The 24,464-nt window shown below is 67.2% G+C and carries 21 protein-coding genes; 8 read left to right on the top strand and 13 right to left on the bottom strand.

From position 1 onward, the window contains the following. Positions 1–47: 47 nt before the first annotated feature. The 5 genes from AC5RWX_RS14950 to AC5RWX_RS14930 all read right to left on the bottom strand — a co-directional run bounded on the left by AC5RWX_RS14950 (position 48) and on the right by AC5RWX_RS14930 (position 4,926). The gene (locus tag AC5RWX_RS14950) at positions 48–854 is read right to left on the bottom strand and encodes an alpha/beta fold hydrolase (protein ID WP_493943402.1); all 807 of its coding nucleotides are present in this window, start codon (positions 852–854) and stop codon (positions 48–50) included. Between the two features lie 2 nt (positions 855–856). Further along, positions 857–1,189 carry a biotin/lipoyl-containing protein gene (locus AC5RWX_RS14945; protein ID WP_493941388.1) on the bottom strand — a complete coding sequence of 111 codons (333 nt, stop codon included), beginning with the start codon at positions 1,187–1,189 and terminating at the stop codon, positions 857–859. Further along, entirely contained in the window at positions 1,182–2,156 is a 975-nt protein-coding gene (locus tag AC5RWX_RS14940; RefSeq protein ID WP_493941401.1) for an alpha-ketoacid dehydrogenase subunit beta, read from the bottom strand. Before AC5RWX_RS14940 ends, AC5RWX_RS14945 begins: the two co-directional genes overlap by 8 nt. A 124-nt stretch (positions 2,157–2,280) precedes the next feature. Next, the gene (locus tag AC5RWX_RS14935; protein WP_493941387.1) at positions 2,281–3,327 is read right to left on the bottom strand and encodes a thiamine pyrophosphate-dependent enzyme; all 1,047 of its coding nucleotides are present in this window, start codon (positions 3,325–3,327) and stop codon (positions 2,281–2,283) included. A gap of 186 nt (positions 3,328–3,513) precedes the next feature. After that, complete coding sequence (locus tag AC5RWX_RS14930; protein ID WP_494097590.1) at positions 3,514–4,926, bottom strand: amino acid permease; 1,413 nt, start codon at positions 4,924–4,926, stop codon at positions 3,514–3,516. Between the two features lie 100 nt (positions 4,927–5,026). On the opposite strand from AC5RWX_RS14930, the gene AC5RWX_RS14925 reads away from it, so the two are divergent. Beyond that, positions 5,027–5,500, top strand: coding sequence for an Lrp/AsnC family transcriptional regulator (locus AC5RWX_RS14925; RefSeq protein ID WP_493941400.1), 474 nt, complete (start codon positions 5,027–5,029; stop codon positions 5,498–5,500). Here AC5RWX_RS14925 and AC5RWX_RS14920 read toward each other — a convergent pair. Together AC5RWX_RS14920 and AC5RWX_RS14915 are read right to left on the bottom strand one after the other, a co-directional pair. Then, the gene (locus AC5RWX_RS14920; protein ID WP_493941385.1) at positions 5,475–6,017 is read right to left on the bottom strand and encodes a hypothetical protein; all 543 of its coding nucleotides are present in this window, start codon (positions 6,015–6,017) and stop codon (positions 5,475–5,477) included. The genes AC5RWX_RS14925 and AC5RWX_RS14920 overlap by 26 nt on opposite strands. Positions 6,018–6,034: 17 nt before the next feature. Next, positions 6,035–6,829 carry a hypothetical protein gene (locus AC5RWX_RS14915; protein WP_493941384.1) on the bottom strand — a complete coding sequence of 265 codons (795 nt, stop codon included), beginning with the start codon at positions 6,827–6,829 and terminating at the stop codon, positions 6,035–6,037. Positions 6,830–7,110: 281 nt separating this feature from the next. Here AC5RWX_RS14915 and AC5RWX_RS14910 point away from each other — a divergent pair, with 281 nt between their 5' ends. The 6 genes from AC5RWX_RS14910 (at position 7,111) to AC5RWX_RS14885 (ending at position 13,908) form a co-directional block, all read left to right on the top strand. Continuing rightward, on the top strand, positions 7,111–7,818 hold the full coding sequence (locus AC5RWX_RS14910; protein WP_493941383.1) for an NUDIX hydrolase: 708 nt from the start codon (positions 7,111–7,113) through the stop codon (positions 7,816–7,818). A 56-nt stretch (positions 7,819–7,874) separates the two neighbouring features. Beyond that, positions 7,875–9,203 carry a quinolinate synthase NadA gene (gene nadA / locus AC5RWX_RS14905; RefSeq protein ID WP_493941382.1) on the top strand — a complete coding sequence of 443 codons (1,329 nt, stop codon included), beginning with the start codon at positions 7,875–7,877 and terminating at the stop codon, positions 9,201–9,203. Beyond that, complete coding sequence (gene nadB / locus AC5RWX_RS14900) at positions 9,200–10,894, top strand: L-aspartate oxidase (RefSeq protein ID WP_494097589.1); 1,695 nt, start codon at positions 9,200–9,202, stop codon at positions 10,892–10,894. Before nadA ends, nadB begins: the two co-directional genes overlap by 4 nt. After that, positions 10,891–11,793, top strand: a complete 903-nt coding sequence (gene nadC, locus AC5RWX_RS14895) for a carboxylating nicotinate-nucleotide diphosphorylase (RefSeq protein ID WP_494097588.1) — start codon at positions 10,891–10,893, stop codon at positions 11,791–11,793. The genes nadB and nadC overlap by 4 nt, the downstream gene beginning before the upstream one ends. Beyond that, positions 11,790–12,932 carry a cysteine desulfurase family protein gene (locus tag AC5RWX_RS14890; RefSeq protein WP_494097587.1) on the top strand — a complete coding sequence of 381 codons (1,143 nt, stop codon included), beginning with the start codon at positions 11,790–11,792 and terminating at the stop codon, positions 12,930–12,932. Before nadC ends, AC5RWX_RS14890 begins: the two co-directional genes overlap by 4 nt. 199 nt (positions 12,933–13,131) lie before the next feature. Beyond that, positions 13,132–13,908 carry a hypothetical protein gene (locus AC5RWX_RS14885; RefSeq protein WP_494097586.1) on the top strand — a complete coding sequence of 259 codons (777 nt, stop codon included), beginning with the start codon at positions 13,132–13,134 and terminating at the stop codon, positions 13,906–13,908. A gap of 372 nt (positions 13,909–14,280) precedes the next feature. On the opposite strand, the gene AC5RWX_RS14880 is transcribed toward AC5RWX_RS14885, so the two are convergent. Together AC5RWX_RS14880 and AC5RWX_RS14875 are read right to left on the bottom strand one after the other, a co-directional pair. Next, on the bottom strand, positions 14,281–14,739 hold the full coding sequence (locus AC5RWX_RS14880; RefSeq protein WP_493941633.1) for a MarR family winged helix-turn-helix transcriptional regulator: 459 nt from the start codon (positions 14,737–14,739) through the stop codon (positions 14,281–14,283). Then, positions 14,732–15,841: an LLM class flavin-dependent oxidoreductase gene (locus AC5RWX_RS14875; RefSeq protein WP_494077011.1), complete on the bottom strand. Its 1,110-nt coding sequence runs from the start codon at positions 15,839–15,841 to the stop codon at positions 14,732–14,734. Before AC5RWX_RS14875 ends, AC5RWX_RS14880 begins: the two co-directional genes overlap by 8 nt. Before the next feature lie 241 nt (positions 15,842–16,082). On the opposite strand from AC5RWX_RS14875, the gene AC5RWX_RS14870 reads away from it, so the two are divergent. After that, positions 16,083–16,424 (top strand): DUF8129 domain-containing protein, encoded by a 342-nt coding sequence (locus AC5RWX_RS14870; RefSeq protein ID WP_493941631.1) that lies wholly within the window; start codon positions 16,083–16,085, stop codon positions 16,422–16,424. A gap of 91 nt (positions 16,425–16,515) precedes the next feature. On the opposite strand, the gene AC5RWX_RS14865 is transcribed toward AC5RWX_RS14870, so the two are convergent. From AC5RWX_RS14865 to AC5RWX_RS14850, 4 genes are all read right to left on the bottom strand, one after another. Then, the gene (locus AC5RWX_RS14865; RefSeq protein WP_494097585.1) at positions 16,516–17,667 is read right to left on the bottom strand and encodes an FUSC family protein; all 1,152 of its coding nucleotides are present in this window, start codon (positions 17,665–17,667) and stop codon (positions 16,516–16,518) included. A gap of 37 nt (positions 17,668–17,704) precedes the next feature. Then, entirely contained in the window at positions 17,705–21,010 is a 3,306-nt protein-coding gene (locus AC5RWX_RS14860; protein ID WP_494097584.1) for an efflux RND transporter permease subunit, read from the bottom strand. Positions 21,011–21,058: 48 nt separating this feature from the next. Then, positions 21,059–22,552 carry a malate:quinone oxidoreductase gene (locus tag AC5RWX_RS14855; protein WP_494077009.1) on the bottom strand — a complete coding sequence of 498 codons (1,494 nt, stop codon included), beginning with the start codon at positions 22,550–22,552 and terminating at the stop codon, positions 21,059–21,061. Positions 22,553–22,721: 169 nt separating this feature from the next. Continuing rightward, a complete protein-coding gene (locus AC5RWX_RS14850) occupies positions 22,722–24,398 on the bottom strand; it encodes an ABC transporter substrate-binding protein (RefSeq protein ID WP_494097583.1) in 1,677 nt (558 codons plus the stop codon). Between the last annotated feature and the right edge of the window lie 66 nt (positions 24,399–24,464).

Genomic DNA, 24,464 nt, shown 5'->3' with positions numbered 1-24,464 from the left:
TACCGATGATCAGCCTGCTTCGCGTCTCCGGTTTGTTGCGAAAAGGGTTATCTGGCGAGGAATTCGATGGCGGCGGTCTTAAAGGTGCGGGAAGTCACCGCATTGGCGTGCGTCCGGGCGGGCAGCCACATCAACTCGGCTGCCTCGGCAAGCGCGGCCAGTTCAGGAGCCGTGGTCGCCAGGTCGTCCCGGTCGCCGGCCACCAGCAGGACCGGCATTTTCGGCACGGCTTCGGCGGGCACGAACGGTTCCGTCTTGACCGCTTCGATCATGGTCATCAGCGCGAAGATGTCGTTGGTCGGCACCAGCTTGGCCATCCGCAGCAATTCAGCGGTGTTGACGTCGTCGATCGGCGTCCCGTCGGCCAGGAAGCGCTGGGCGGCGTGCAGGTCGAAGTCGGCCAGCGGATCTGCGCTGCCCGGGCCGCCGAGCACCATCCGCCGGACCAGTTCCGGCTGGGTGGCGCCGAATTCCCAAGCCAGCCGCGCACCCAAGGAGTAGCCAATTAGGTCCACCCCGGTGTCGCCGTCGTCCTCTTTCAAGAGACGGACCTTGGCGTCCTGGATCAACTGCAGCAGGTCGGCACGGATCCGGCTCGGCGTGTAGGCGTCCATTTCTTCAGGGGCCGGGCTTTCGCCGTGGCCGGGAAGGTCCACTGTCACCACGCGCCGGCCGGCCTGGGTCAGCGCCGTGATCCAGCCCGCGTCCTCCCAGTTGAGTTTGGCGGAGGAGGCAAAACCATGGAGCAGGATCACTGGCCGGCGAGGACCTTCGGTGCCCTCGGCGGCCTCGTGCACCCGCACGTGCAGGTGCGGGTCGACGCCTTCAACGGTGTGCACCCGGTGGGTTCCCATGCTTAGTCCTCGTCGTCGAGCGCCGCGGTCAAGCGGACGCGGCGCCTGGGCGCTTCTTCCTTCGGTACGGTGCCCACAATACCGGCGGTGTCGTCTGGAACCTCGAAGACGATCAGCGGTTCGCCCACTTTAATGGTGTCTCCTGGCCCGCCGTAGATTTTCACCACCTTGCCGGCCTGCGGCGAGGGCAGCTCAACGGCCGACTTGGTGGTTTCGACTTCCACCAGCGGGTGGTTGCGCTCGATTTGTTCGCCCTCGGCGACCAGCCACTCCAGCACGGTCGCCTCAATCAGGCCTTCGCCCAGATCGGGCAGGGGGAACGAAATTTCAGCCACGGCGATACTCCAATACTCGCTGGATCCCGAACAGGATGCGGTCAATGTTGGGCACGTACTCGTCTTCTAGATCTCCTGACGGGTACGGTACGTCGAATCCGGTCACCCGCTCAACGGGTGCACGCAGGGTGCCAAAGCAGCGCTCGGTAATCAGTGCCGCCACTTCGGCGCCCAGGCCGGAGGTCAGCGGCGCTTCATGGACGACGACGGCGCGTCGTGTCTTCGCCACGGATGCTGCCAGCCCCTCGGCGTCGATGGGCTTGAGCCAGCGCAGGTCCAGCACTTCGATGTCAATGCCGTCTTCGGTGGCGAGCTCGGCCACTTGCAGGCAGCGGGCCACCATGGCGCCCCAAGCCACCAGCGTCAGGTGCTTGCCTTCGCGGACAATCCGGGAACCCTCGGGGGAGTAGGTATCCACCCCGGCGGCGGTGTCCACCGGCCCCTTCTGCCAGTAGCGGGACTTCGGCTCCATGAAGATCACGGGGTCCGGCCGGGTCGCGGCGTGCTTGAGCAGGTGGTAGGCCTCGTTCGGACTGGACGGCGAGACCACCTTCAGGCCCGGTACGTGGGCGAACAGCGATTCCAGCGACTCGCCGTGGTGCTCCGGAGCGCGGATGCCGCCGAAGCTGGGTACCCGCAGCGTGATGGGCATCGGCATGGTCCCGCGGCTGCGGTAGTTCATCCGGCCCACCTGGCAGACGATCTGGTTGATCGCCGGGTAGGCGAAGCCGTCGAACTGCACCTCGGGGATCGGGTGGTAGCCGGCCATGGCCAAGCCCACCGACATGCCCAGGATGCCTGATTCGGCCAGCGGAGTGTCGAAGACCCGGCACTCACCGAACTTCTTTTGCAAGCCGTCGGTGATGCGGAAGACGCCGCCGAGCAGCCCTACGTCCTCGCCCAGCACCAGTGCCTTGGGATTGTCCTCCAGTACCTCTGCCAGTGCGCGGTTCAGAGCCTGCTGCATGGAGAGGGTTTCGACGGCGGTGGCAGTGGCAAGGCCGGGTTCCACCACATCGGCGGAGGCCTGCTGGGCATCGGCGTCGACCGTATTGTCGATGGCGGCTTCGAGGTCGCTGAGGGTGGTGTGCTCAGACATGCTCGGACTCCTCTCGCCAGGCGCGTGCCTGGGCCTGCAGGGCATGGGTGGGTTCCTGGTAGACAAAATCGAACATTTCCGTGCCGGGGCGGGAGCCCAGAGCTGCCACACCGTTGCGGATCTGTTCCTCTTCGGCATGGGCCGTTTCGAGGGCTTCGGCAAAAAAGTCCTCACCGGCGATGCCCTCGGCCAGCAGTCGGCTGCGCATCCGGGCCAGCGGATCCTCGCCGCCGTCGGCGCGTTCCTCGGCCAGCGTGCGGTAACGGCCGGGGTCGTCGCTGGTGGAGTGCGGGCCGCGGCGGTAGGTCATGGCTTCCACGGTGGCCGGGCCGTTGCCGGCACGGGCGTGGGCCAGGGCGGCAGCCGTCGCCTGGTGGACCGCCACCACGTCGTTGCCGTCCACTTGGAGGGACGGCATGGCATAGCCGGCGGCGCGTGCGGCCACCGAGCCGCCGGCCACCTGGCGCTCGGTCGGCACCGAGATGGCGAAGCCGTTGTTTTGGATGAAGAAGACCACGGGGGCCTTCATGACGGCGGCGAAATTCATCGCTTCGTGCACGTCGCCCTGCGAGCTGGCGCCGTCGCCGAAGTAGGTGATGGCCACGCCAAGCTCGCCGGCAGGGGTGCCGGAGAGCGTCTGCCCGTGGGCCCAGCCGACAGCGTGCAAAACGGAACCGGCCACCACGGCCTGGATCGGCGCGAAGCGGGAGGCCTGGGGATCGTAGAGTCCGCCGTGCCAGCTGGCCTTGTGGGTGGACATGTACTCGACCATGTCCACGCCCACGGTCCGGGCCACACCCATTTCGCGGTAGGTCGGAAAGACGAAGTCGCGCGCCATGTCCAGCGCGTAGCCGCTGCCGACCTGGGCGGCTTCCTGGCCCAGTTCCGGTGCGTAGCCGGGGATCAGGCCCTGGCGCTGCCAGCGGATGGCCGATTCGTCCAGGTGGCGCACGGCCACCATCAGCCGGTAGAGCTCTTTGAGGTCTTCGGCGGACAGGTCCGGCTGGGCCGACGGGTCCAAGGCAAGGGTGTCGCTCATGCCTGCTCCTCCACGTAGTTTCGGTGCCGCGGGCCGACCGCAGCAGCGGCGGCCCGACGGCGTCGGTTGCTTACCGTGACGATAGTCACCGGCCGTGGGGGTTTGCAATATGCAACAGGATAGCCGCACAACGTGCACAGTTGGTGCGTTGTTTTGCCCGTGGCTATGGACAGATTGCTAAGGGCTTCAAACGAGAGTGGAACTTTTTGCGGAGTTCCTGCGGGCGTTGATTTTGGCCGCTGCGGCGATGCCGGTGATGAGTGCCAAGGTGGAGAGCAGCTGGATGCCGGTGGCGGGGGAGAAGAAGCCCAGCACCAGGATGGTGGACAGCAGGGCCAGGCCGATGTAGGTGATGACCGGGAAGCCGCGCATCCGGAACGGCAGCTCGGCGCCGTCCCGGTCCGCCCTCCGGCGCAGCACCAGCTGGGACAGCAGCACCATCGCCCAGACCACCAGGCAGGTGGAGCCGACCACGTTCAGCAGCACCGGCAGAACCCTTTCCGGGAAGATCAGTTCCAGCACTGTGGCAAGAAAGCCGAACGCCACCGAGGCCAACACGGCCCGGACCGGGACCTGCCGGCGGGTGAGCAACCGCAGGCTTGCGGGCGCCTCGCTCCGCTCCGAGAGGGAAAAGATCATCCGGGAGGCGCCGTACAGGTTGGCGTTCAGCGCCGAGAGCAGGGCAATCGCCGCGACCAGCGTGATGGCGACATCGGCTCCCGGGATCTGCGCGGCCGACAGCACCGCAGCGAAAGGCGATGACAGCGCCTCCGAATCCCAGGGCACCGTCAGGGCGATCACCAGCACCGATCCGAAGTAGAACACCAGAATGCGCCAGACGACCGTGCGGATGGCCTTCGCGACGCTCGATCCCGGGTTTTCCGTTTCCGCGGCGGCCACCGCCACGATCTCGGTGCCGCCGAAGGCAAAGATCACTACCAGCAGTCCGGCGCCGATCCCTGCGATGCCATGGGGCGCAAAGCCGTCTTCGCCGAAAATCACGCTGAGGCCGGGCGACCGGACGTCGGGCAGCCAGCCGAAAAGCAGTGCGGCACCAACCGCCAAAAAGGCCAGGATGGCGGCGACCTTGAAGATGGCGAACCAAAACTCGAACTCACCGTAGTTGCGCACGCCGAAAAGGTTGACCACCGTGAAGACCACCATGAACACCAGCGCCAGCAGCCAGACCGGCAGCACCGGCCAGACCGTTGCCAAGAGTCCGGCCGCCCCCACGGCCTCTGCCGCGATGACCACTACCAGTTGCAGCCACCAAAGCCACCCTATGGTGGCGCCGGCGGTGCGGCCGAGCGCCTTCTCCGCATAGGTGGAGAAGGCCCCGCTGCTGGGGTTGGCCGCCGCCATTTCGCCAAGCGCCCACATCACGATGATGACCAGGGTCCCGGCCAGCAAGTAGGAAATTAGTACGGCCGGGCCAGCTGCCTGGATGCCGGCTCCGGAACCGAGGAAAAGACCGGCACCGATGGCACTGCCGAGCCCCATCATGATCAGTTGCCGCTGTTTCATGCCGCGTCCGAGTCCCGAGGGCGGCGGGCCGCCGGGGGTGCGGTGGTGTGTGGTGTTGGCTAGCGATCGCGGCATCGACTGTCCTGTTGTTTGGTGAAATCAGCCCGAAGGCTGACAATTTGTCTAGATGTTTCCCGCACTTGCGGTCACCGAACGCGAAAGGACGCCCAGCGTCATGCAGATCGACTCTCTCGATGCGGACATCGTCACGCTGTTCACGGAGGACCCGCGGATGTCCGTGCTGGAAGCCTCGCGGGTACTGAAAGTAGCGCGTGCCACAGTACAGGCCCGGTTGGACAAGATGCAACGCGCCGGCGTGACCTCGGGCTGGGGGCCCCGGCTTTCGCCTGATGCACTGGGCTATGTGGTGCGTGCCTATTGTTCCTTCGTGATCCGGCAGGAATCGGGCCACGACGCCGTGGCGGCAGCGCTCGCCGACATTCCGGAAGTGTTGGAACTGCATACCGTGTCCGGCGAAAGCGACCTACTGGCCTGCGTGGTTGCCCGCTCGAATGCCGATTTGCAGCGCGTGCTCGATCAGGTGATGGCGACCAATACGGTGCTGCGCTCTTCTTCCGTGATCGTACTCAACAGCCACTTCCAGGAGCGGACGCTTCCGTTGGTTAAGGCTGCTGCGGATCCTCGCTGATCTTGGTGCTGCGGCTGTTGGCTCCGTCGCGAATGTCGGCGTCGGGGATCACCGCCGCACGGCCCAGCCCGGCGGCGGTCCCAGCGCTTGCAGCGAACGCAGCAGGCAAGGCCGCCGTGCCCGGAGCCAGCAGGGCGACCGTTCCCCACGTGAGCGCGGCCAAGCCGGTGCCAAATGCCAGCACATGGATCCACTGTGGGCGCACCGGGCGGAGCAGCTTACTGAGTACCAAGGCGAACGGCGCGCCCAGGAGTACGGCAAAGAAGAAGCTCACCATCAGCACCAGAGCCCAGTAGCTCAGGGCCGCAGAGGTGGGGGACACCACCGTATCGATAATGCTCACGGTCAAGGAAAAAACGAACCACGATCCGAAGGCCACCAGCCAGCCCTTGATAAACGCGTACCGATTCAGCACCACCCGCTGGTTCGCCGGCCGCGGTTTGGCGCCGTAGCGGCGGCGGAGGATCTCGTTATTGTCCTGCCACTCAAAGCGACGGCGCGGCTCCTCTGGATGCATGGCTGAAGCCTAGCCTCTCAGTCCGACGTGGTCGGCTCGGGCTTCTCCAGTCCGGTGAAGGGGGCGAGGTCCCGCCGGAAGGCCTCGATGCTGCTTTCCGGCAGCGCGGTGGCGCCATAGCCACATTCGATCGATTGTGTGGCCCAGCCGTGATTCTCGGCCTCCGTCGCTGCCTTGCCCGCAGGGTCGCGGGATACATCCGTCAAGGTGATCCACAGCCACTGTGAGTCTGCCCGCGCGCTCCCGCTCCAGGCCCAGTACTCGTCCGGATCATCGGTTCCGAATCGGTCGCGCAGTTCCTGCCGCCAGGCTTCCTCGTCGCCGTACCGCGAGGACTCGTGGTCCAGCACCACTGCATCGAAACCATGGTCGGCCACGATTCCATTCACGACGGCAACAATGCGCCGCCAGTCCTGTGGCGCCGGGGGAACCGAGTCGCTGATGCGGGTGACCGAGTTGTAGGTCAAAAAGGCCGAGTCGCCGCCGTACCCGTTTCCTTCCTGTGGAAACCAGTCCGCTTCACCATGACTCTTCCAATGCAGGCGATACTCGTTGCTCAGCGCGGACTCCACCTCGTGCAGCAGGTCTTCGGCCAGCGGTTCGATCCGCTCGCGGCTCGGGCCTGACAGGATGTCGTCCGCGTCGATGTAAGCGTGGCCCGGATAGTCGCGCCAATCGACTGTGACTTCGCGGCCGTTGGAGTCGACGTACCTATATGTGGGCGAGGCAGAACAGCCACCCAGCAGCACCATGGCCGCCAGGACGCTCGTGGTGCGCGCAAGCGTTCCCATCCCGGTTCGTGCGGTTTTCATCCCAGCCTTCCGTGGCGAAACATGGAGCTAAGACCCACGTTATCCGGCGGGCGGCAAATCCAGGTGAGGGCACGGTAGATCGGGGAGGGCGGGGTCCACGGACCGTGCCTTCACCGATGTACCGTGCCTTCGAGCTCGCCCCGCGCGGATGGCCGGGCGCCGGGGTCTCTCGCGTCACATTCCGCGTCCATCGGAAACTGATGGGGTCAGAATGACCATAACGCGCTATCATCTGTTCTAGTCATCATGACTTTTACTCAGATTTAGCGAAGGAGGTGGCCATGCCGGTCTCTTCGGCCAACGTGTCCGAGCGCGCACAACAGCCGCCGGAACTGGCCATCTCCACGGTTATCTTCGCCCTCCGCCCGGACGCAGAGACGGGCCGCCCCACGTTGTGGCTGCCCTTGGTCCGGCGCACCCGCCAGCCGTTCCGGGATCAGTGGGCACTGCCCGGCGGCCCGTTGAGTCCGGATGAGTCGCTACAGGACGCTGCCGCCCGGAACCTGCAGGAAACCAGCGGGCTTCAGCCTAGCTATCTGGAGCAGCTGTACGCCTTCGGCGGACTGGACCGCTCGCCGGCGCAGCGTGTGGTCTCGATTGTCTACTGGGCGCTGGTGAAGCCGGACGAGGCGGCGATGGCGCACGAGACCGAGAACGTCCGGTGGATGCGCGCCGACGACCTCGGGCAGCTGGCGTTCGACCACAACCAGATTGTGGAGTACGCGCTGTGGCGATTGCGCAACAAAGTGGAATACAGCTCGATCGCCTATGCCTTCCTGGGCTCTACCTTCACGCTCGCGCAGGTCCGGGAAGTCTACGAGGCTGTGCTGGGCAAGCAACTGGACCCGGCGAACTTCCGCCGCCAGCTCCGTGCTACGCCGGACATTGAACAGACCGACGAGTACCTGCAGGGCGGCCGGCACCGGCCGCCCAGGCTCTACCGCTACACCGGCAGCGCCGCCCAGCTCAGCGGCAGCCCGCCCGCCTAGCGCCATCCCCACCAATCCCAGGCTTGACCAACTTGCTCAGAACAACGGAGAACACCATGCCATCGGTCAACAGCACCATCCAGCTGATCACCCGCGAGGAAGCGCAGGCCGTCGGCTCGGGCGCGCCCGCTTCCACCTGCACCCCCGGGCTGGACAAGGGGCCGTGGTCCTTTGACACCGCTTCGGCGAGCGGGGCGTGGGCGCCCTCGTACGGGCCGGGTGCCTCATTGGCCGACGCGGCACCGGCGGCGACCCCGCGGCAGGGCGAGATTCCGGCCGAATACCGGCTGGCCAGCGATGCAGAGCTGGAGCAGCGGATCCTCGCCGCCAAGGACAAGCTGGGCGAGAAGCTGGTGATTCTGGGCCACTTCTACCAGCGCGATGAAGTGGTGAAGTACGCCGACTTCGTGGGCGATTCCTTCCAGCTGGCCCGGGCCGCCAAGGAGAAGCCGGAGGCAGAGGTCATCGTGTTCTGCGGCGTGCACTTCATGGCCGAAACCGCGGACATGCTCTCCGGCCCCGACCAGGCGGTGATTCTGCCGAACCTGGCGGCCGGCTGCTCGATGGCCGACATGGCGGACATTGATTCGGTTCAGGCCTGCTGGGACCAGTTGACCGGCGTGCTCCGCAGCGGCCCGGACGCGGACGGCAAGGTCCCGGTCATCCCGGTCACCTACATGAACTCCTCGGCAGCGCTCAAGGGTTTCTGCGGCGAGAACGGCGGGATCGTCTGCACCTCGTCCAACGCCGAGACCGTGCTGGAATGGGCCTTCGAGCGCGCCCACCGCGTGCTCTTCTTCCCGGACCAGCACCTGGGCCGCAATACCGCCAAGGCCATGGGCGTGCCGCTGGAGCAGATGCCCATGTGGAACCCGCGCCACGCGCTCGGCGGCAACGACGAAGCCACGCTGCTGGACTCGCGGGTGATCCTCTGGCACGGTTTCTGCTCGGTCCACAAGCGCTTCACGGTGGACCAGATCGAGAAGGCCCGCGCCGACTACCCGGGCGTCCGGGTGATCGTGCACCCCGAATGCCCCATGCCGGTGGTCGACGCCGCGGATGAAGCCGGCTCCACCGACTACATCCGCAAGGCGGTCGCCGCGGCCACCGAACCGACGGTCTTCGCCATCGGCACCGAGATCAACTTGGTCAACCGGCTGGCAGCCGAATACCCGCAGCACACCATCTTCTGCCTGGACCCGGTGATCTGCCCGTGCTCCACCATGTACCGGATCCACCCGGGCTACCTGGCCTGGGTACTCGAGGCCTACGCCGGAACCGGCGAGCTGCCCGGCGGCGAAGTGCTCAACCGGATCACCGTGCCCGACTCCGTCGCCGTCCCCGCCCGCGTGGCGCTGGAACGGATGCTGGCAGCCAAGCCGTGAACAGCAAACCGGCCCGCCGCATCGCGGTGGTGGGTTCCGGCATCGCCGGGCTCTACGCCGCCGCGCTCGCCGCAGAACGGGCGGACACCGCCGTCACGCTGATCACCAAGGGCTCGCTCGCCGAGTCCAACACCTGGCACGCGCAGGGCGGCATCACGGCGGTGACCGCGCAGGGCATAGCGGCGGGGGATTCCGTGGCGGCCCACATGGCGGACACTCTCACCGCGGGCGCGCAATTGAACGACGACGGCGCCGTCCGCCTGTTGTGCGACGGTGCGGCCCGGGAGATCGCCACCTTGGAAGAGTGGGGTGTGGCCTTCGACCGGCACGACGGCGGGTTCTCGCTGGGGCTGGAAGGCGCGCACTCGGCGGCGCGGATTCTGCACGCCGGCGGGGACCGGACCGGAGCCGGTATCGCCGAGGCGCTGATCCGGGTGGTCCGCCGCTTGGCCGACGCCGGCCGGCTGGACATTCTCGAGCACACCCTGGTGCGGAGGCTGCTGGCGGAGGCCGGCCGCGTCACTGGGGTGGAGGTGATGGAGGTGCGGTGCGAAGGCGACGGTGCGGTGCCCACGGAGCTGGACGCCGACGTCGTGATTCTGGCGACCGGCGGGGCGGGGCAGCTGTTCCCGGCCACCACCAACCCGGCCACGGCCACCGGCGACGGTGTGGCGCTGGCTTGGGACGCCGGTGCGGTGCTGGCCGACCTGGAGTTCATCCAGTTCCACCCCACCCTGCTGGACCCTGCGGCCACCGGCGGCAAGCCTTTCATGATCTCGGAGGCGGTGCGCGGCGAGGGCGCCGTGCTGGTGGACGCTGCAGGGGAGCGGTTCATGCCGGAGCAGCATCCGGCCGCCGAACTGGCGCCGCGGGACGTGGTCTCGCGGTGCATCCACCAACAGCTCAGGCTGCAGGAGGAACGCGGGCTGCTGCCGCAGGTCTTCCTGGACGCCACCGGAGTGGAGCGGGAAAAGGGCCCGGGATTCCTGGCCGCGCGGTTCCCGCTGATCGACGCGACGGTCAGGTCGCTGGGTTTCGACTGGGCCAGCCAGCCGCTGCCGGTCCGCCCGGCGTCGCATTACTGGATGGGCGGCGTCCAGACCGACGCCGATGGGCGGACCTCGGTGCCCGGGCTCTTCGCGGTGGGCGAGGTGGCCTGCACCGGAGTGCACGGCGCCAACCGGCTGGCCTCGAACTCGCTGCTCGAGGGGCTGGTCTTCGCCCGCCGTGCCGTCGCCGCGCTGGACCGGCCCGAGAAGACGCCGGCGTTCGAGGCGGTGCCGCTGGAGGTTGGCGTCCCGCTCGGTGAAGCAGGGTTCTCCGATGCCAGTAACGTGCCAGCCGCCGGAACCACACCGTGCAGCCGGAAACAGATCCAGGCCGTGATGGCGGCCGCCGCCGGCGTGGTTCGCGACGGCGCGGCGCTGCAGCAGGCGGCCCGTCAGCTGGCACAGTGGCACCTGCCAGTCACCGGCGCCGCCTCGGCCGAGGACGCCGCCCTGCTGACGGTGGCCCAGCTGGTGGTGGCAGCCGCCGCCGCACGGCGGAACAGCATCGGTGCCCACTTCCGCAGCGACCACAGCCAGGCACCGGCGGACCGGGCGCGGCTGGCCTTCGTGAATGCCCGCACGGTCGGTGCGCCCGCCGCCCAGTCCGCAACGTCCCAACGAATCCTGCAGGAGCAGCCATGAACCAGATCCAGCCGATCGACGGCACCGCCTTGGAGCGGATCGTCGCGACGGCGCTCGCCGAGGATGCGCCGTGGGGCGACATCACGTCCAGCACCCTGATTCCGGCCGACGCCACGGCCACGGCGGAGTTGGCTGCCCGCGAGCCCGGTGTCTTCTCCGGCGGCCCGGTGCTGGCCGAGGTGTTCCGGCAAGTGGATCCGTCGGTGCAGGTGGAGCTGAAGACCGATGACGGTGCCGCCTTCGACGCCGGTGAGGTGCTGGCCGTGCTGTCCGGCAACGCCCGCGCCCTCCTGCTCGGCGAGCGGGTGGCCCTGAATCTGCTGCAGCGGCTGAGCGGGATCGCCACCCAGACTGCGGCCTTCGTCCGGGAAGCTGCCGGTACCGGGGCCCGGGTGGTGGATACGCGCAAGACCACGCCGGGGCTGCGGGCGCTGGAGCGCTATGCGGTGCGCTGCGGCGGCGGGCACAATCACCGCTATTCGCTCTCCGATGCGGTGATGGCCAAGGACAACCACCTGGCGGTCCTCACGGCGGGCGGCAGCTGCGACCTGACCGAGGCGCTGCGGGCGGCGAAGGCCAAGCTGCCGCACACGGTGCACTTCGAGGTGGAGGTAGACCGGTTCGAGCAGATCGAGCCGGTGCTCGCCGCGGGAGTGGACACCATCATGCTGGACAACTTCAGCCTGGACGAGCTCCGGTCCGGCGTCCAACAGGTGGCCGGCCGGGCGTTGGTCGAGGCCAGCGGCAATGTCCGGCTGGAGACCGTGGGAGCAATCGCACGGACCGGGGTGGACATCATCTCCTCCGGCGCGCTGACCCACAGCGTCCGGTCGCTGGACCTGGGCCTGGACATCCGCATTGCCGCGGATGCCGCTCACGGCGAGGAACCGTCGTCGTGATTTATCTGGATGCCGCGGCCACAGCGCCGCTGCGCCGCGAGGTACTGGAGGCCATGTGGCCGGCGCTGACACAGGACTTTGGCAATCCGTCCAGCCACCACACCGTGGGCGAGGCCGCGCTGCGGGCGCTGGACTATGCCCGCGGCAAGGCCGCCGAGGTCCTGGGCTGCCGGCCCGCGGAGATCATCTTCACCTCCGGCGGGACCGAATCCAACAACCTGGCGATCAAGGGGATCGCGCTCGCCGCCCCGCGGGGCAAGCACATTGTCACCAGCGCCGTGGAGCATCCGTCGGTGCTGGAAGCGCTGGACTACCTGGTGCGGTTCCACGGCTTCGAGGTCACGCGGGTGCCAGTGGACCCCGCGGGCACGGTCCGCGTGGAGGCACTGGAAGCAGCGCTGCGCGAGGACACCACGCTGTGCACGGTGATGTACGCAAACAACGAGGTGGGCACCATCCAGCCGGTCGCCCGGATCGGCGGACTCTGCCGGGCCGCGGGCGTGCCGTTCCACACCGACGCCGTGCAGGCCGCCGGCTGGCTGGACCTGGACGTCTCGGCCCTGGGCGTGGACGCGCTCAGCGTGTCCGGGCACAAGCTGGGCGCACCCAAGGGCTGCGGCCTGCTCTACGTGGCCGGCCGGGTTCCGCTGGAGCCGGTGCTGCACGGCGGGGGACAGGAACGCGGGCGGCGGTCCGGCACTGAAAACGTTGCCGGCGCGGTCGCGGTGGCCACCGCGCTGGCGTTGGCCAACGGTGACCGGGCGGCCGACGTGCAGCGGCTCACCGGCTACCGCGACTACCTTATCGACACCGTGCTGCGCGAACTGCCGGGGACGGTGCTGACCGGGCACCGGACCGACCGGCTGCCGGCCAGTGCCTCCTTCTGCTTCCCCGGAACATCCGGCGAGGCGGTGCTGCTGGAACTGGAACGCCGCGGCGTGGTCTGCTCCAGCGGGTCCGCCTGCGCCGCCGGGTCCGACGAGGCCTCGTCCGTGCTGCTGGCCATGGGCATCGACCGGGCCGTGGCGCAGACGGCAGTGCGGCTGACGTTTACCGCCGGCGTGAAGGAATCCGAGATCGCGCTGGCAGCCCGTTCCGTCGTCGCCGCGGTTAAAGAGGTCCAGTCGCTGCGGCGCTGAGACGGTCCCGAAGCACGGGGTAATTGAACCTCCGTCCCGGATATCGCTGTCCGTCCTCCGGCGGTTAGGCTCCTGCCACGGCCGTGCGTGGGTCCTAAGTCGGCGCCGCGAGGGCGTCGCATGGGACACGGCACGGGGAGCTCTACCGGACGGTCCGCACTCTGGCTACGGTAGGAACCTAACGGAGGGGGAGCAGGCCATGACGACAGGGAACGTACTGGGCCGTGGTGCTGCTGCGACGCTCTGTCTGGCACTGGTTGCCGGGTGCGGTCTGCTGCCAACCAACAACGGCGGTGCCTCGGCCAGCGCGGGTGCGTCACCGGCGGCGGTGGCGGGCGGCGGCGGTACCCCGGGACCCGGGGCGCAGCAAGCGCCGGTGCGCAAAGCCACCATCGAGGGCTGGAAGGTGTACACCGACCCCGGCCGCGTGCTCAGCTTCGAGCTGCCCGCCGACTGGGTGGTGCAGCGGCAGGTCAAGCCGAGCCAACCCTCAAACCACGGCCTGCATCTGGATATCCGTGATTCGTCGGGCAAGCTGGCCGCCGAACTGCACACCCGGCTGAAGCTGCCGAAGGCCAGCTGCGGGGCGGGCGGTATGACCGAACTGCGCGTGCTGCTCAGCAAACCGGCCAAGGTTCCCGCCGTGAAGTCCGCTGACACCGTTGAGCCGGTGTTCGTATACCGGACGCTGCTCGGCTACAAGTACTTCGGTTCGTATGGGCTGACGGACAAGCCGGCCGGCGACGGTTTCCAGGCCTGCATCGTGGAAAACACCGTCGACGGCCCGAAATCTTTGGGTACCTACTCCTTTGGCACGGCAGTGCGCCACGGCACGCCGGCGCCGGGCGAAAAAACCGGCCTGCTGGACAAGTACGGCCTCATCGCGGAGGCGGAGCGCTTCCTCACCAGTAAACACTTCAAGACGGTGCAGCAGATCATCTTGACGTTGCAGATTTCCAAAGACGCACCGGCCTGAGCCTGAGCCTGAGGCGGAAGCGGCGGCTAGAGGCGGAGGCACCGGCGGTCGCTGCCTGATCTTGCCAGCCTTAGCCCGGCCAAGGCGTGCGTCTGTACGCTATACGCCACATTGGCCACACCAAGTCCGGGGTCCTTCCGCATCTGCGGAGAGACCCCGGCCTCATGGGCGCATCTGCAGAGTGGCACAGCCGAGTCGAGGGACAATCTGGCGTATCCCGTACATCGGCCAGCCGCTGACGGCCTCGGGCGCCGGCCTGAACCGTCGCGGCCAGTTGGTCCGCGTACATCCGGCCGCCTCATGTGCAGGTATAAGGCCCGGTTGCTGCCGCGTTCGCGGAAGCAACCGGGCCCCGTGGTCAGCACCGGCGGGTCAGTCGTTCTTCAGACCGGCGTGCAGTTTGTCGGTCAACCCCTGAAGCTGGCCGAACTCATCCTCGCTGAGCAGCGGCGCCAGCATGGAGTGCAGGTGCTTCACATGCTCGCGGCCGATTTCCTTCTGCAGCGCGCGGCCTTCGTCTGTCAGCGAGATCTCGATGCCCCGCTGGTCGTTCTGCGCCGTGCGGCGGAGTACCAGGCCTTTCTTTTCCAGCCGGTCCACCATCCTGCTGAGGCTGGGCTGGCTGATCAGCAGCGCTTCATTCAGCTCGTTCAGCCGGCTCCAGCCGCCCGGGCACAGGCTCAGGTTAAAGAGCACGTCGTACTCCCGCATCGCGAGCTTTTTGAACTCGGGCAGTTGCTGCATCCGGCGCATCACCGCCACCTGGGTGCGGAACAGCGATTCCCAGGCAGCCGCCGTCGTCCTGATATCAGGGATGGTGGGTTCAGCCATTGGCCACCGACTCGCTGGCAGCCTGCTTGGCGTCGCGCGCGGCCTTGCGGCTGGCGTGCGTGGGGGCGTCGGGGACATGGGCCGGCTTGCGGGCGGCGAATTCCTTCTTCAGTACCGGCAGCACCTCTTCGCCGAACAGGTCAAGCTGCTCCAGCACGGTCTTCAACGGCAGACCGGCGTGGTCGATCAGGAACAGCTGGCGCTGGTAGTCGCCAAAGTAGTCGGCGAAGGCCAGGGTCTTTTCGATGACCTGCTCCGGACTGCCCACGGTCAGCGGAGTCTGCGCGGTGAAGTCCTCCAATGACGGGCCGTGGCCGTAGACCGGTGCGTTGTCGAAGTACGGGCGGAATTCGTTGACCGCATCCTGCGAGTTCTTGCGCATGAAGAACTGGCCGCCCAAACCCACAATGGCCTGGTCGGCGGTGCCGTGGCCATAGTGCTCGTAGCGCTCCCGGTACAGGCCGATGAGCTGCATGTAGTGCTCCTTCGGCCAGAAGATGTTGTTCGCGAAGAAACCGTCGCCGTAGTAGGCGGCCAGTTCGGCGATCTGCGGGGTGCGGATGGAGCCGTGCCAGACAAAGGGCGCGACGCCGTCCAGCGGCTGCGGGGTAGAGGTGTAGTTGTGCAGCGGCGTGCGGTGCTTGCCCTGCCAGTTGACCACCTCTTCATCCCAGAGCTTACGCAGCAAGGCGTAGTTCTCAACGGTCAGCTCCAGCGAGTCCTGGATGTTCTTGCCGAACCAGGGGTACACCGGGGCGGTGTTGCCGCGGCCCAAGACCAGGTCCACGCGGCCATCGGCCAACTGCTGGAGCATGGCAAAGTCCTCGGCGATCTTCACCGGGTCGTTAGTGGTGATCAGCGTGGTGGCGGTGGAGAGCGTGATCCGCTCGGTTTGCGCGGCAATGTAGGCCAGCAGAGTGGTGGGGGAGGACGAGAAGAACGGCGGGTTGTGGTGCTCGCCGATGGCGAACACATCCATGCCGATGTCTTCGACCTTCTTGGCAATGGCCACCGCTGCCTTGATCCGCTCGCGTTCGGTGGGCATGCGGTTGGTGGTCGGGTCCAGGGTGACGTCGCTGACGCTGAATACGCCGAGTTCCATGATCTACCTCTCGTGGTGCTTGCTTCGGAAACAGTTTACATGCGTTTGCATTCACTGACTGCAACGGCCAGCAAGGTTTCGAAATTCCCGCGGCGACGTGGGGCTGGTCACGCCGCAACCCACGCCAGCGGCTTGCGTGCCGGCAAAGCCGGCGCGGGCTCCCGATATCCGGCCCGGAGGGTTACCAAGGATCCGGGGCGCTGTTACCTTGGAAGCGCAGGCCCAGTTGTCAGGAGGATGAATGAACGACGCACCGAACCGTGACGCGTTGCCTCTCCCGGATTACGACCACATTCCCCAAGGGACGCTGCCCACCAGGATTACCGGGCTCACGGAAGATCAAGTTGGCGAACTGCTGGCCTATGAACGGGAGCACGGCAACAGGCTCCCCGTTGTCCAGGTCCTTGAGCAGCGGATGGAAGCACTCCGCAACGGCGCTGAACCTTCGGGACCAGCAGTACCGGATATGCCCGAGGTCAGCGGCGGCCGTTCCGGATCCCCGGTCTCGCCGGAGACCAGCGGACCGAACGTCGTCCCGCCCTTCCACGGAAATCCTGCCCACCAGTCGCAGCCGGAAAAGTAAACAGGCCCGGGCTGCCGGTGTGCGCCCGGCCAGGCAGCGCCCGGCCCGGCGAGGCAGCACCCGGACCCGGCCAGGAAGCACCTGGCCACTTTCAGCCTTGCTGGTCCGCGAACTCGGCCAACTGGCGGCGCAATGCGGTCAGGATCCGGTCCAGGTTGACCGCGACGTAGCCGGCTGCGGTGCCCGGGGTTTCCGCGCTGACTGAACCGGCCAGGGCCTGTACCAACTGCTGATGGGCCGCGCCCGCGGCGTCCAGCTTTTCCTTTATATCCTCGGCAGCCAAGCTCCTGACCGCCTCTGCTGTGGCCGCCAGCGCCTGGGACATGGGTTCCAGCACGGGTGAGGGGAGGTGCAGGTGATCGTGCCAGATCACCGCGCCAAGCACGTCGGTGACGTCCTGGGTGTGGAACGCTGCCCGTTCCAGGGTGCGCAAATTGCTCCAGTCTGCTTCCAGATCCCGGTCCTGGAACCTGCGCCGCGGGTTTGCCTTGCGGCTGCGGTCCGCTGTCTGCACAGCCTGCCGCACCTGCTCGCCGAGGCGGACTATGTTTTCTCCGTTGGAGGCCCAGTCCTCGCGTTCCGGCGGCCAGTCCTCCAGCAGGGCTTCGGACATGTCCTCCAGTTGGCCCGCCAAGTCGGATTGCAACTGCTGCAAGCTGCGGCCCACTGCGCTGAAGTTCAGCGGCGGGAACAGCAGGAAGTTCACGGTAATGCCGACGAGGATTCCCACCGCCATCTGCACGGCGTAACCAAGCGAGTAGCCGCCGGCGTCGGAGCCGCCCACCAGCAGGACGAACAGCGCAGCCATCGGAACCCAGTCCCTCCCGGCGCCGAGCCGGGGCAGCCCGGCGACCAAAACGCCCAGGAACACCAGCAGGCCCACGGTCAGGACGTGCGGGCCGACCGTCAGCAGCAGGAGCCAGGCCAGTCCGATGCCCAGCAGCAGTCCGGCCAGTGTCTGCAGGGACGACTTCAAGGAGTCCGCAACGGTGGAGTACATGCTGATGAGGGCACCGAGTGGGGCGTAGTACGGGTAGTTCGCCACCTCGCCGGGCATCTGCAGGGCGATGAGCCAGGCAAGGGCGCACGCCAAGGCCGTCTTGAAAGCCAGCTGGATCCGTTGCCAACCGCCTATCTGCTGGCCGTACTTGCGCACCGGCGATGGAAGCCGGTCCACGAAGCCGCTGATGGCCCGGGCCAGCTTGCCGGGCGTGCCGGCTCGTGCGGCGTCAGGTTCGGGCATGCACTGCACCTTCCGGGGCTCGAGGCACCCACCGGGGTCAGCGCCCGGCGGGAACCAGTTCTGCCTCGAGTGTATTGGTCTTGTTCGCCCGGCGCTCGTGCCTGCCTTCGACCAGCCGGTACAGCACCGGGACCAGCACCAGCGTCAACGCGGTGGAGGAGACCAGGCCGCCGATCACGACCACGGCCAGCGGCTGCGAGATAAAGCCGCCTTCGCCGGTCAAGCCCAGCGCCATCGGCGTGAGCGCAAAGATGGTGGCCAGCGCGGTCATCAGGATGGGCCGAAGCCGTCGCCGCGCACCGTGTGTGATGGCGTCCGCCACGCTCATGCCGGGCTGCCCGTCGTGCGGGCGCCGGTACTGGTTGATCAGATCGATCAGCACAATCGCATTCGTCACCACGATGCCCACCAGCATCAGCATGCCGATCAGCGACGGCAGCCCCAGCGGAATCTGCGTGAGCACCAGCAACCCGATCGCACCGGTGGCCGCAAACGGAATGGAGACCAGCAGGATCAGCGGCTGGACCAGGGACTTGAAGGTCGCCACCATGATCACGTAGACGATCGCGACGGCGGCCAGCAGCGCCCAGCCCAGCTGCGCGAAGGATTCGGCCTGCTGGGTGGCCGCGCCGCCCAAGCTCGCCGTAACGCCCGCCGGCAGGTCGATGCCGTCCAGAACCGCCGCTACCTCTCCGCTGAGCGCACCGAGATTGTCCCCCTCCGGGGTAACGGAGACGACGGCGGTGCGTTCGCCGCCGCTGGCACTGATCGACGTCGGCACGTCGGTTTCCTTCACCGTGGCCAGATCGGTCAGCGGCACTGGTCCGGCAGCCGTCGGCAGTTCGACGTCGCGCAGTTCCTTGACGCTGGAGAAGTTGCTGCCTTCGCCGATGAGCACCGGAAAGTCGGTGGTGCCGATCCGCACGGTGCCGCCCGGCAACGGGCTGATCGATGACGCCAGCAGGCCGGCGACCTGTTCCTCGTCCAGGCCGGCGGCCACGGCCTTGGCCCGGTCCACTAACACCTGCACCACGGGTTCGGCCGCCGAGAGGTTGCTGGACACTTCCGCGGCTCCCGGCAGAGCCCGCAGCCGGTCCACCAGCCGGTCGGAGGCGTCCTGCAACTGGCCCGGCTCGCTCGCGGAGATCTCCACATCCACGGTGCTGGAGGTGCCAAAGCCACCGCCCTGCGTGCCCAGCGTGAACGTCGCGTCACCGGGCAGATCCTCGACGGCGGAGCGCACCTTGTCGCGCAGCGCCGCCTGGTCGATGCCTTCCTCGGTGATCACGGTGTACTGGGCCACCGAGGCGCCTGCGGAAAGGAACGTTCCCACACTGCCGCCGGCGTTGCCCATGGTGACCTGGACGTCCTCGATGCCGTCCATGCCGGCCAGCAGCTTCTCGACCGGAACGGACGCCTTATCGGTGGATTCCAGACTGCTCCCGGCCGGCATCTGCAGCCGCAAGCTGAAGCTGTTCTGGCCGCTGTCGCCCAGCAGATTGGTCTGCATCAGCGGAACCATGGCAGCGGTGCCGGCCAGCACCAGCAGGGCCGCCAGGCTGGTGACCACCGGGTGCCGCTGCGTGCCCGCGAGCACCGGCAGGTAGCCACGCTGCAGCAAGGACCGGCGTTCTTTCTCCGAAGCCGCTTCGCGCACCGCCAGAGTCTCGGAGCGCGACTGCGGCTGCGGCGACTTTACGAACCAGTACGCCAGCACCGGCACGATGGTCAGCGACACCGCCAGCGAGGCGAGCAACGCCAGCGCCGTGGTGACGGCGAAGGGCCGGAACAGTTCACCGGCCAGGTCGCCGACGAACGCGATGGGCAGGAAGACCGCTACCGTGGTCAGCGTGGAGGCGGTGATCGCACCGGCGACTTCGCGCACGGCCGCCATGATGGCGTTTCGCTTGGCTTCGCCGTAGTTCAGGTGCCGGCGGATGTTCTCGACCACCACGATCGAGTCGTCCACGACGCGGCCGATGGCGATGGTTAGCGCGCCGAGGGTGAGGATGTTCAGCGAATAGCCCAGCGCATTCAGGCCAATGAACGTGGCCAGCAGTGACAGCGGGATGGAAATGGCAGTGATCAGCGTGGCGCGCACGGAGAGCAGGAAGACCAGGATGATCAACACCGCGAAGCCCAGCCCCAGCAGGCCCTCGGTGGTCAGGTCCTTAATGGACTTTTCAATGAATGGGGCCTGATCGAAGACGGTGGTGATCTGCGCGCCGTTGCCCAGTTCCGCCTCCAGCTCGGGCAGCATCTCCTTGACGGCATGCGAGATCGCCACCGTGTCGCCGTCCGGCGTCTTGGTGACGGCCAGCGCCAGCGTCAGTTCTCCGTTGGTCCGCGTGATCGAGGTCCGCTCGTCGTCCGCAAGGGAAACTTTGGCCACGTCGCCAATGGTGGCCGGGGTCGCCCCCGCGGCCTCCGGTTGCTGGCCGGGCCGTGCCTGGCCCGGCACGGTGTCCGGGACCGGAACCTGGCCTTGGTCCGCGGCGTTCCCCGGCGGAGCTGGCTGGCCCTGGCCGGGGAACTGCCCCGGAGCCTGCCCCGCCGCCCCCGGTGAGGAAGGAGCGGAAGACTGCTCCGCCGTCGTTGTCTCAGCCGGGGAGAGCGGCAGGTTCTCGATGGCTTTCAAGCTGTCCAGCGGACTGCCGATTTGCACCGAGAGGCTCTTGCCGTCCTGCTGCACCGCCCCGGCGGGGACCAGCCCGCCGCTGCTGGCCAGGCTGTCGACCAGCGCGGACACGCCGACGCCGGCCTTCGCCATGGCGTCGTCGTCGGGCAGGATGGCGATGTGCCGGCCGGGGCCGCCGGAGACTTCGGCGCTGCGCACGCCGGCAATGTTCTGCAGCCGGGGCACGGTCAGCCGGTTCAGCTCGGTGCTCAGCTCGCTCAGGTCCACATCGGAAGAGACCGCCATGAAGACGATGGGGAAATCGTCGATGCTGCCGGCCAACGACAGTGGCGAGACGTCCTCGGGCAGTTGCTGGCGGACGTTGGAAATGGCGCGGTCCACCTGGCTGCGCGCACGGTCCAGATTGGTGCCGTAGACGAACGTGAGGTTGACGGTGGAGAACCCCGTGCGCGACACCGCCGAGGAGGACTCGAGGCCCTCCACGGCGGTGAGCGCGCGCTCCAGCGGTTCGCTGACCTGCTTGTCCACCACTTCGGGGGACGCGCCGGGCATGGAACTGACCACAGTGACCCGAGGAAACTCCAGCGAGGGGATCAGTTCCTGCTTCAGCGAGCCCATGGTGATCACGCCGAAAACGGCCACAAAGACCGTAATCAGCGCGATCAGCGCCCGGTTCGCCAGGGACAGCGTTGCCAGCTTGTGCATGCGTTGAAGCTTAGTTTGTCAGGACCGGTCCGCCGAGAGGGGCCGGAGTCAGGCGAGCTCGAGCACCTTGTTGGTGTCGGCGGTGATCTCGGCCAGCAGGGAGGGGTTCTCGTTCAGCTTGGCGCCGTAGCCGGGGATCATTTCCTTCAGCTTTGGCTCCCAGCCCTTGAACTCCAGCGGGAAGCAGCGTTCCAGCAGGCTGATCATGATCGGAGCCGCGGTGGAAGCCCCGGGGGAGGCACCCAACAGCGCGGAAATGCTGCCGTCGGCAGAGGCGATCATCTCGGTGCCGAACTGCAGGGCGCCGCCCTTCTTCGCGTCCTTCTTGATCACCTGGACCCGCTGGCCGGCGGTGATCAGTTCCCACTGGTCGCCCTCAACCTCCGGGTGGAAAGCGCGCAGGGCCTTGTTCTTGCCTTCGCGGGTCTTGAGCACCTCGGTGACCAGGTACTTGACCAGGCCGAAGTTGTCCTTGGCCACGGCGAGCATGGGGACCAGGTTGGACGGGCGCACGGACAGCGGCAGGTCCAAGAACGATCCGGTCTTCAGGAACTTCGGCGAGAAGCCGCCGTACGGGCCGAAGAGCAGGGAGCGCTTGCCGTTGACGAAGCGCGTGTCCAGGTGCGGCACGGACATGGGCGGGGCGCCCACGGAAGCCTGTCCGTAGACCTTGGCGTTGTGGGCGGCAATGACGGTCTCGTCCGTGCAGCGCAGGAACTGGCCGGAAACCGGGAAGCCACCGAAACCCTTGGACTCGGGGATGCCCGAGCGCTGCAGCAGGTGCAGTGCGCCGCCGCCTGCGCCGATGAACACGAAGCGGGCGTTGACCTTGGTCTTTTCGCCGGTGGCGTTGTTCTTGACCTCCAGCGTCCAGCGGCCGTCGGTGTTGCGGGAGACGTCCAGCACGCGGTGGCCGTACTTCAGTTCGACGCCGTTGGCCACCAGGTAGCTGGCCAGCTTGCGGGACAGCGAGCCAAAGTCCACATCGGTGCCGCCGATGACGCGGGATGCTGCCACACGCTGCTGCGCATCGCGGCCGCCCATGATCAGCGGGGTCCACTCGTTGATGGTGGCGTGGTCCTCGGTGAACTCGATCTGCTCAAACAGCGGTTCGCTCTTGAGCGCTTCGTAGCGGCGCTTGAGGTAGTCCGCGTGGTCATCGCCCCAAACAAAGCTCATGTGCGGCAGCGGGTTGACGAATTCCTTGGGCGAGGAGATGTGGCCTTCGCGGATCATGTGCGACCAGAACTGGCGCGACACATGGAACTTCTCGTTGATGCCGACGGCCTTGGCGGTGGGAACAGACCCGTCAGCAGCGGCAGGGGTGTAGTTCAGCTCGCAGAGTGCGGCGTGCCCGGTGCCGGCGTTGTTCCACGGGTCCGAGGCTTCCATGCCCACCTCGTCCAGGTTCTCGAACAGGCTGATGCTCCAGTCCGGCTGCAGCTGCTTGATAAAGGAGCCGAGGGTGGTGCTCATGATGCCGCCGCCAATCAGCGCGACGTCGACGTTGTTGGATGATCCCGAGGGGGTGTTTGCAGTCAACTTCAATCTCCAATAGCAGCTTTGCCAGCATTGAGAAGCCTAGCGCGATGCCACAGCGAGACTAAAATTTCCCGTCTCCGTTGTGACCCAACAGACAGACGCAGCGGAGAGACCGTAGTAACGCAAGGAAACTGCACGGTAAGCCGCTGCGGCAGCAGCTTCACCCAGTCTAGGCCGGGACCAGCTGAATCAGGTTGTAGACCTCGTCCAGCATCGGGCTGGCCGGGTAACTCTGCACCCGCGGCCCCATGGCCAATGCCGAAACGGGGAACGCCAGCGGCACGGCGGGGACCGCGCGGGCCAACTGCTCGTTGATGCTGTAGTAAGCGTCCACCCGGTCTTCGCCCTCCGGCAGGGTCTTGGCGCGGGCGATCTTGCTGCGGATCTGCGCGCTGTCATAGCCGAATTCCAGCGACTTGCTGCCGAAGAGCGGACCCACGAAGTTGTCCGGGTCGCGGTAGCTGCCGCTGATGCCGGCGAGATGCAGGGCATGGTCGTTGGTGCCTTGCACCGCTTCCAGATAGCCCTCGTCCCACGGAATCGGCATCGGCTTGATATTGATTCCGACGGCGGTGAGCTGCCGGCTCAGCTCCGCATACACCTTTTCCGGCGTGGGCAGGTAGGCCCGGGTGACGTCGAGCGGGTAGTAAAAGGTGAGTTCTGCGCCGTCGTACCCGGCCTCGGCCAGCAGCTGCCGCGAACGCTCCGGGTCGTACTCGTAATACGGGATGGTCTCGTTGGTTACGCCCAGGCTGCGCGGGATGAACTGCTTGGCCTCGGTGGTGCCTTGCAGGTAGAAGCTCTCGATCAGCGTCTTCCGGTCGATGGCATGGGCGATGGCCTGGCGCATGGTGATGTCCTTTAACCCGTCGGCAGCCTGGTTCATGCCCAGGTAGGCCACCGAGAACGGGTCGCGCTGGAGGATCTGCATGCCGGCCCGGACCAGGTCTGCGTAGGTGGCCGGGGTGACCAGGTCGTAGCCGTCGATGTCCCCGGCGGCCAGCGCGCGCAGCCGGGCGGCCGGATGCGGCAGCGTCTTAAAGACCACCGTGCGCACGTCGCCGGCCGCGCCCCAGTACCCGTCGTAGGCGGAGAGCACCACACGGTCCTGCTCCCAGTTGGCGAAGGCGAACGGGCCGGTGCCCACCGGCGCCAGTCCGTAGCGGGACACCTTGTTGCCGCTGCGCTCCTCGCTCAGCCGGTCGGCCGTCCCTGCCTTCAGCGCGGCCGGCGAGGAAATGGCGAAGGCCGGCATGGCCAGCGATGCCACCAGCCCGGTGAAGCGGCGTGTCAGGTTCAGCTGGACCTCCAGCGGCCCCACCACGTCACAGCCTGCGTAGAGCGATTCACCCTCGTCGTCGGCCAAAGCGCCGAAGACTGACCGGAAGGCCAGTCCGCCTTCCACCGGCTGGGCGCCCTTCGGCAGCCTGTACCAGCGTTCGAAATTGGTGCGGACGGCTTCGGCGTCGAACGCGGTGCCGTCGTGGAAGGCGACGCCCTGGCGCAGCCGGAAGCGATAGGAGCGGCCGTCGTTCAGCTCGGTCCATTCCACGGCCAGCCGCGGCGCCGGCACACCGGTCGCCGGATCCACGCCGATCAGGGTTTCCAGCATCTGCCGGGTCACGCGGAACGACTCGGTGTCCAGCGCCAGCGCGGGGTCCAGGGTGACCGGAGCGGCGGCGATGCCCATCGAGAAGGTGGTGTCCTCGGGCGATGCCGTCCTCGGGCTGGCCGTCGTCGCAGACGGGAGGGGCCGAGTGGGTCCCGAGGTGCAGCCGGCGAGCAACACAGCCGCTGCCGCTGCGCCGGCCTGCAGGACGGTGCGGCGCGCGGGAAGTGGTGTCACGCTTCGGGCTCCTCAGGGCAGGGCGGGAATGATCCTCAAGTCTAATCGACGCCGGTCCCGCACCCG

It is taken from the genome of Arthrobacter sp. SPT-J7, assembly GCF_059089965.1.
Note: the sequence above shows the minus strand (reverse complement) of the source record. Positions and strands in the feature narration are given on the sequence as shown.

Coding starts and splice junctions, on each gene's coding strand:
- AC5RWX_RS14950 (WP_493943402.1), bottom strand. CDS start 854: ATGGGAACCCACCGGGTGCACACCGTTGAAGGCGTCGACCCGCACCTG.
- AC5RWX_RS14940 (WP_493941401.1), bottom strand. CDS start 2,156: ATGCAGCAGGCTCTGAACCGCGCACTGGCAGAGGTACTGGAGGACAAT.
- AC5RWX_RS14935 (WP_493941387.1), bottom strand. CDS start 3,327: ATGAGCGACACCCTTGCCTTGGACCCGTCGGCCCAGCCGGACCTGTCC.
- AC5RWX_RS14930 (WP_494097590.1), bottom strand. CDS start 4,926: ATGCCGCGATCGCTAGCCAACACCACACACCACCGCACCCCCGGCGGC.
- AC5RWX_RS14925 (WP_493941400.1), top strand. CDS start 5,027: ATGCAGATCGACTCTCTCGATGCGGACATCGTCACGCTGTTCACGGAG.
- AC5RWX_RS14920 (WP_493941385.1), bottom strand. CDS start 6,017: ATGCATCCAGAGGAGCCGCGCCGTCGCTTTGAGTGGCAGGACAATAAC.
- AC5RWX_RS14915 (WP_493941384.1), bottom strand. CDS start 6,829: ATGAAAACCGCACGAACCGGGATGGGAACGCTTGCGCGCACCACGAGC.
- AC5RWX_RS14910 (WP_493941383.1), top strand. CDS start 7,111: ATGCCGGTCTCTTCGGCCAACGTGTCCGAGCGCGCACAACAGCCGCCG.
- nadA (WP_493941382.1), top strand. CDS start 7,875: ATGCCATCGGTCAACAGCACCATCCAGCTGATCACCCGCGAGGAAGCG.
- nadC (WP_494097588.1), top strand. CDS start 10,891: ATGAACCAGATCCAGCCGATCGACGGCACCGCCTTGGAGCGGATCGTC.
- AC5RWX_RS14885 (WP_494097586.1), top strand. CDS start 13,132: ATGACGACAGGGAACGTACTGGGCCGTGGTGCTGCTGCGACGCTCTGT.
- AC5RWX_RS14880 (WP_493941633.1), bottom strand. CDS start 14,739: ATGGCTGAACCCACCATCCCTGATATCAGGACGACGGCGGCTGCCTGG.
- AC5RWX_RS14875 (WP_494077011.1), bottom strand. CDS start 15,841: ATGGAACTCGGCGTATTCAGCGTCAGCGACGTCACCCTGGACCCGACC.
- AC5RWX_RS14870 (WP_493941631.1), top strand. CDS start 16,083: ATGAACGACGCACCGAACCGTGACGCGTTGCCTCTCCCGGATTACGAC.
- AC5RWX_RS14865 (WP_494097585.1), bottom strand. CDS start 17,667: ATGCCCGAACCTGACGCCGCACGAGCCGGCACGCCCGGCAAGCTGGCC.
- AC5RWX_RS14860 (WP_494097584.1), bottom strand. CDS start 21,010: ATGCACAAGCTGGCAACGCTGTCCCTGGCGAACCGGGCGCTGATCGCG.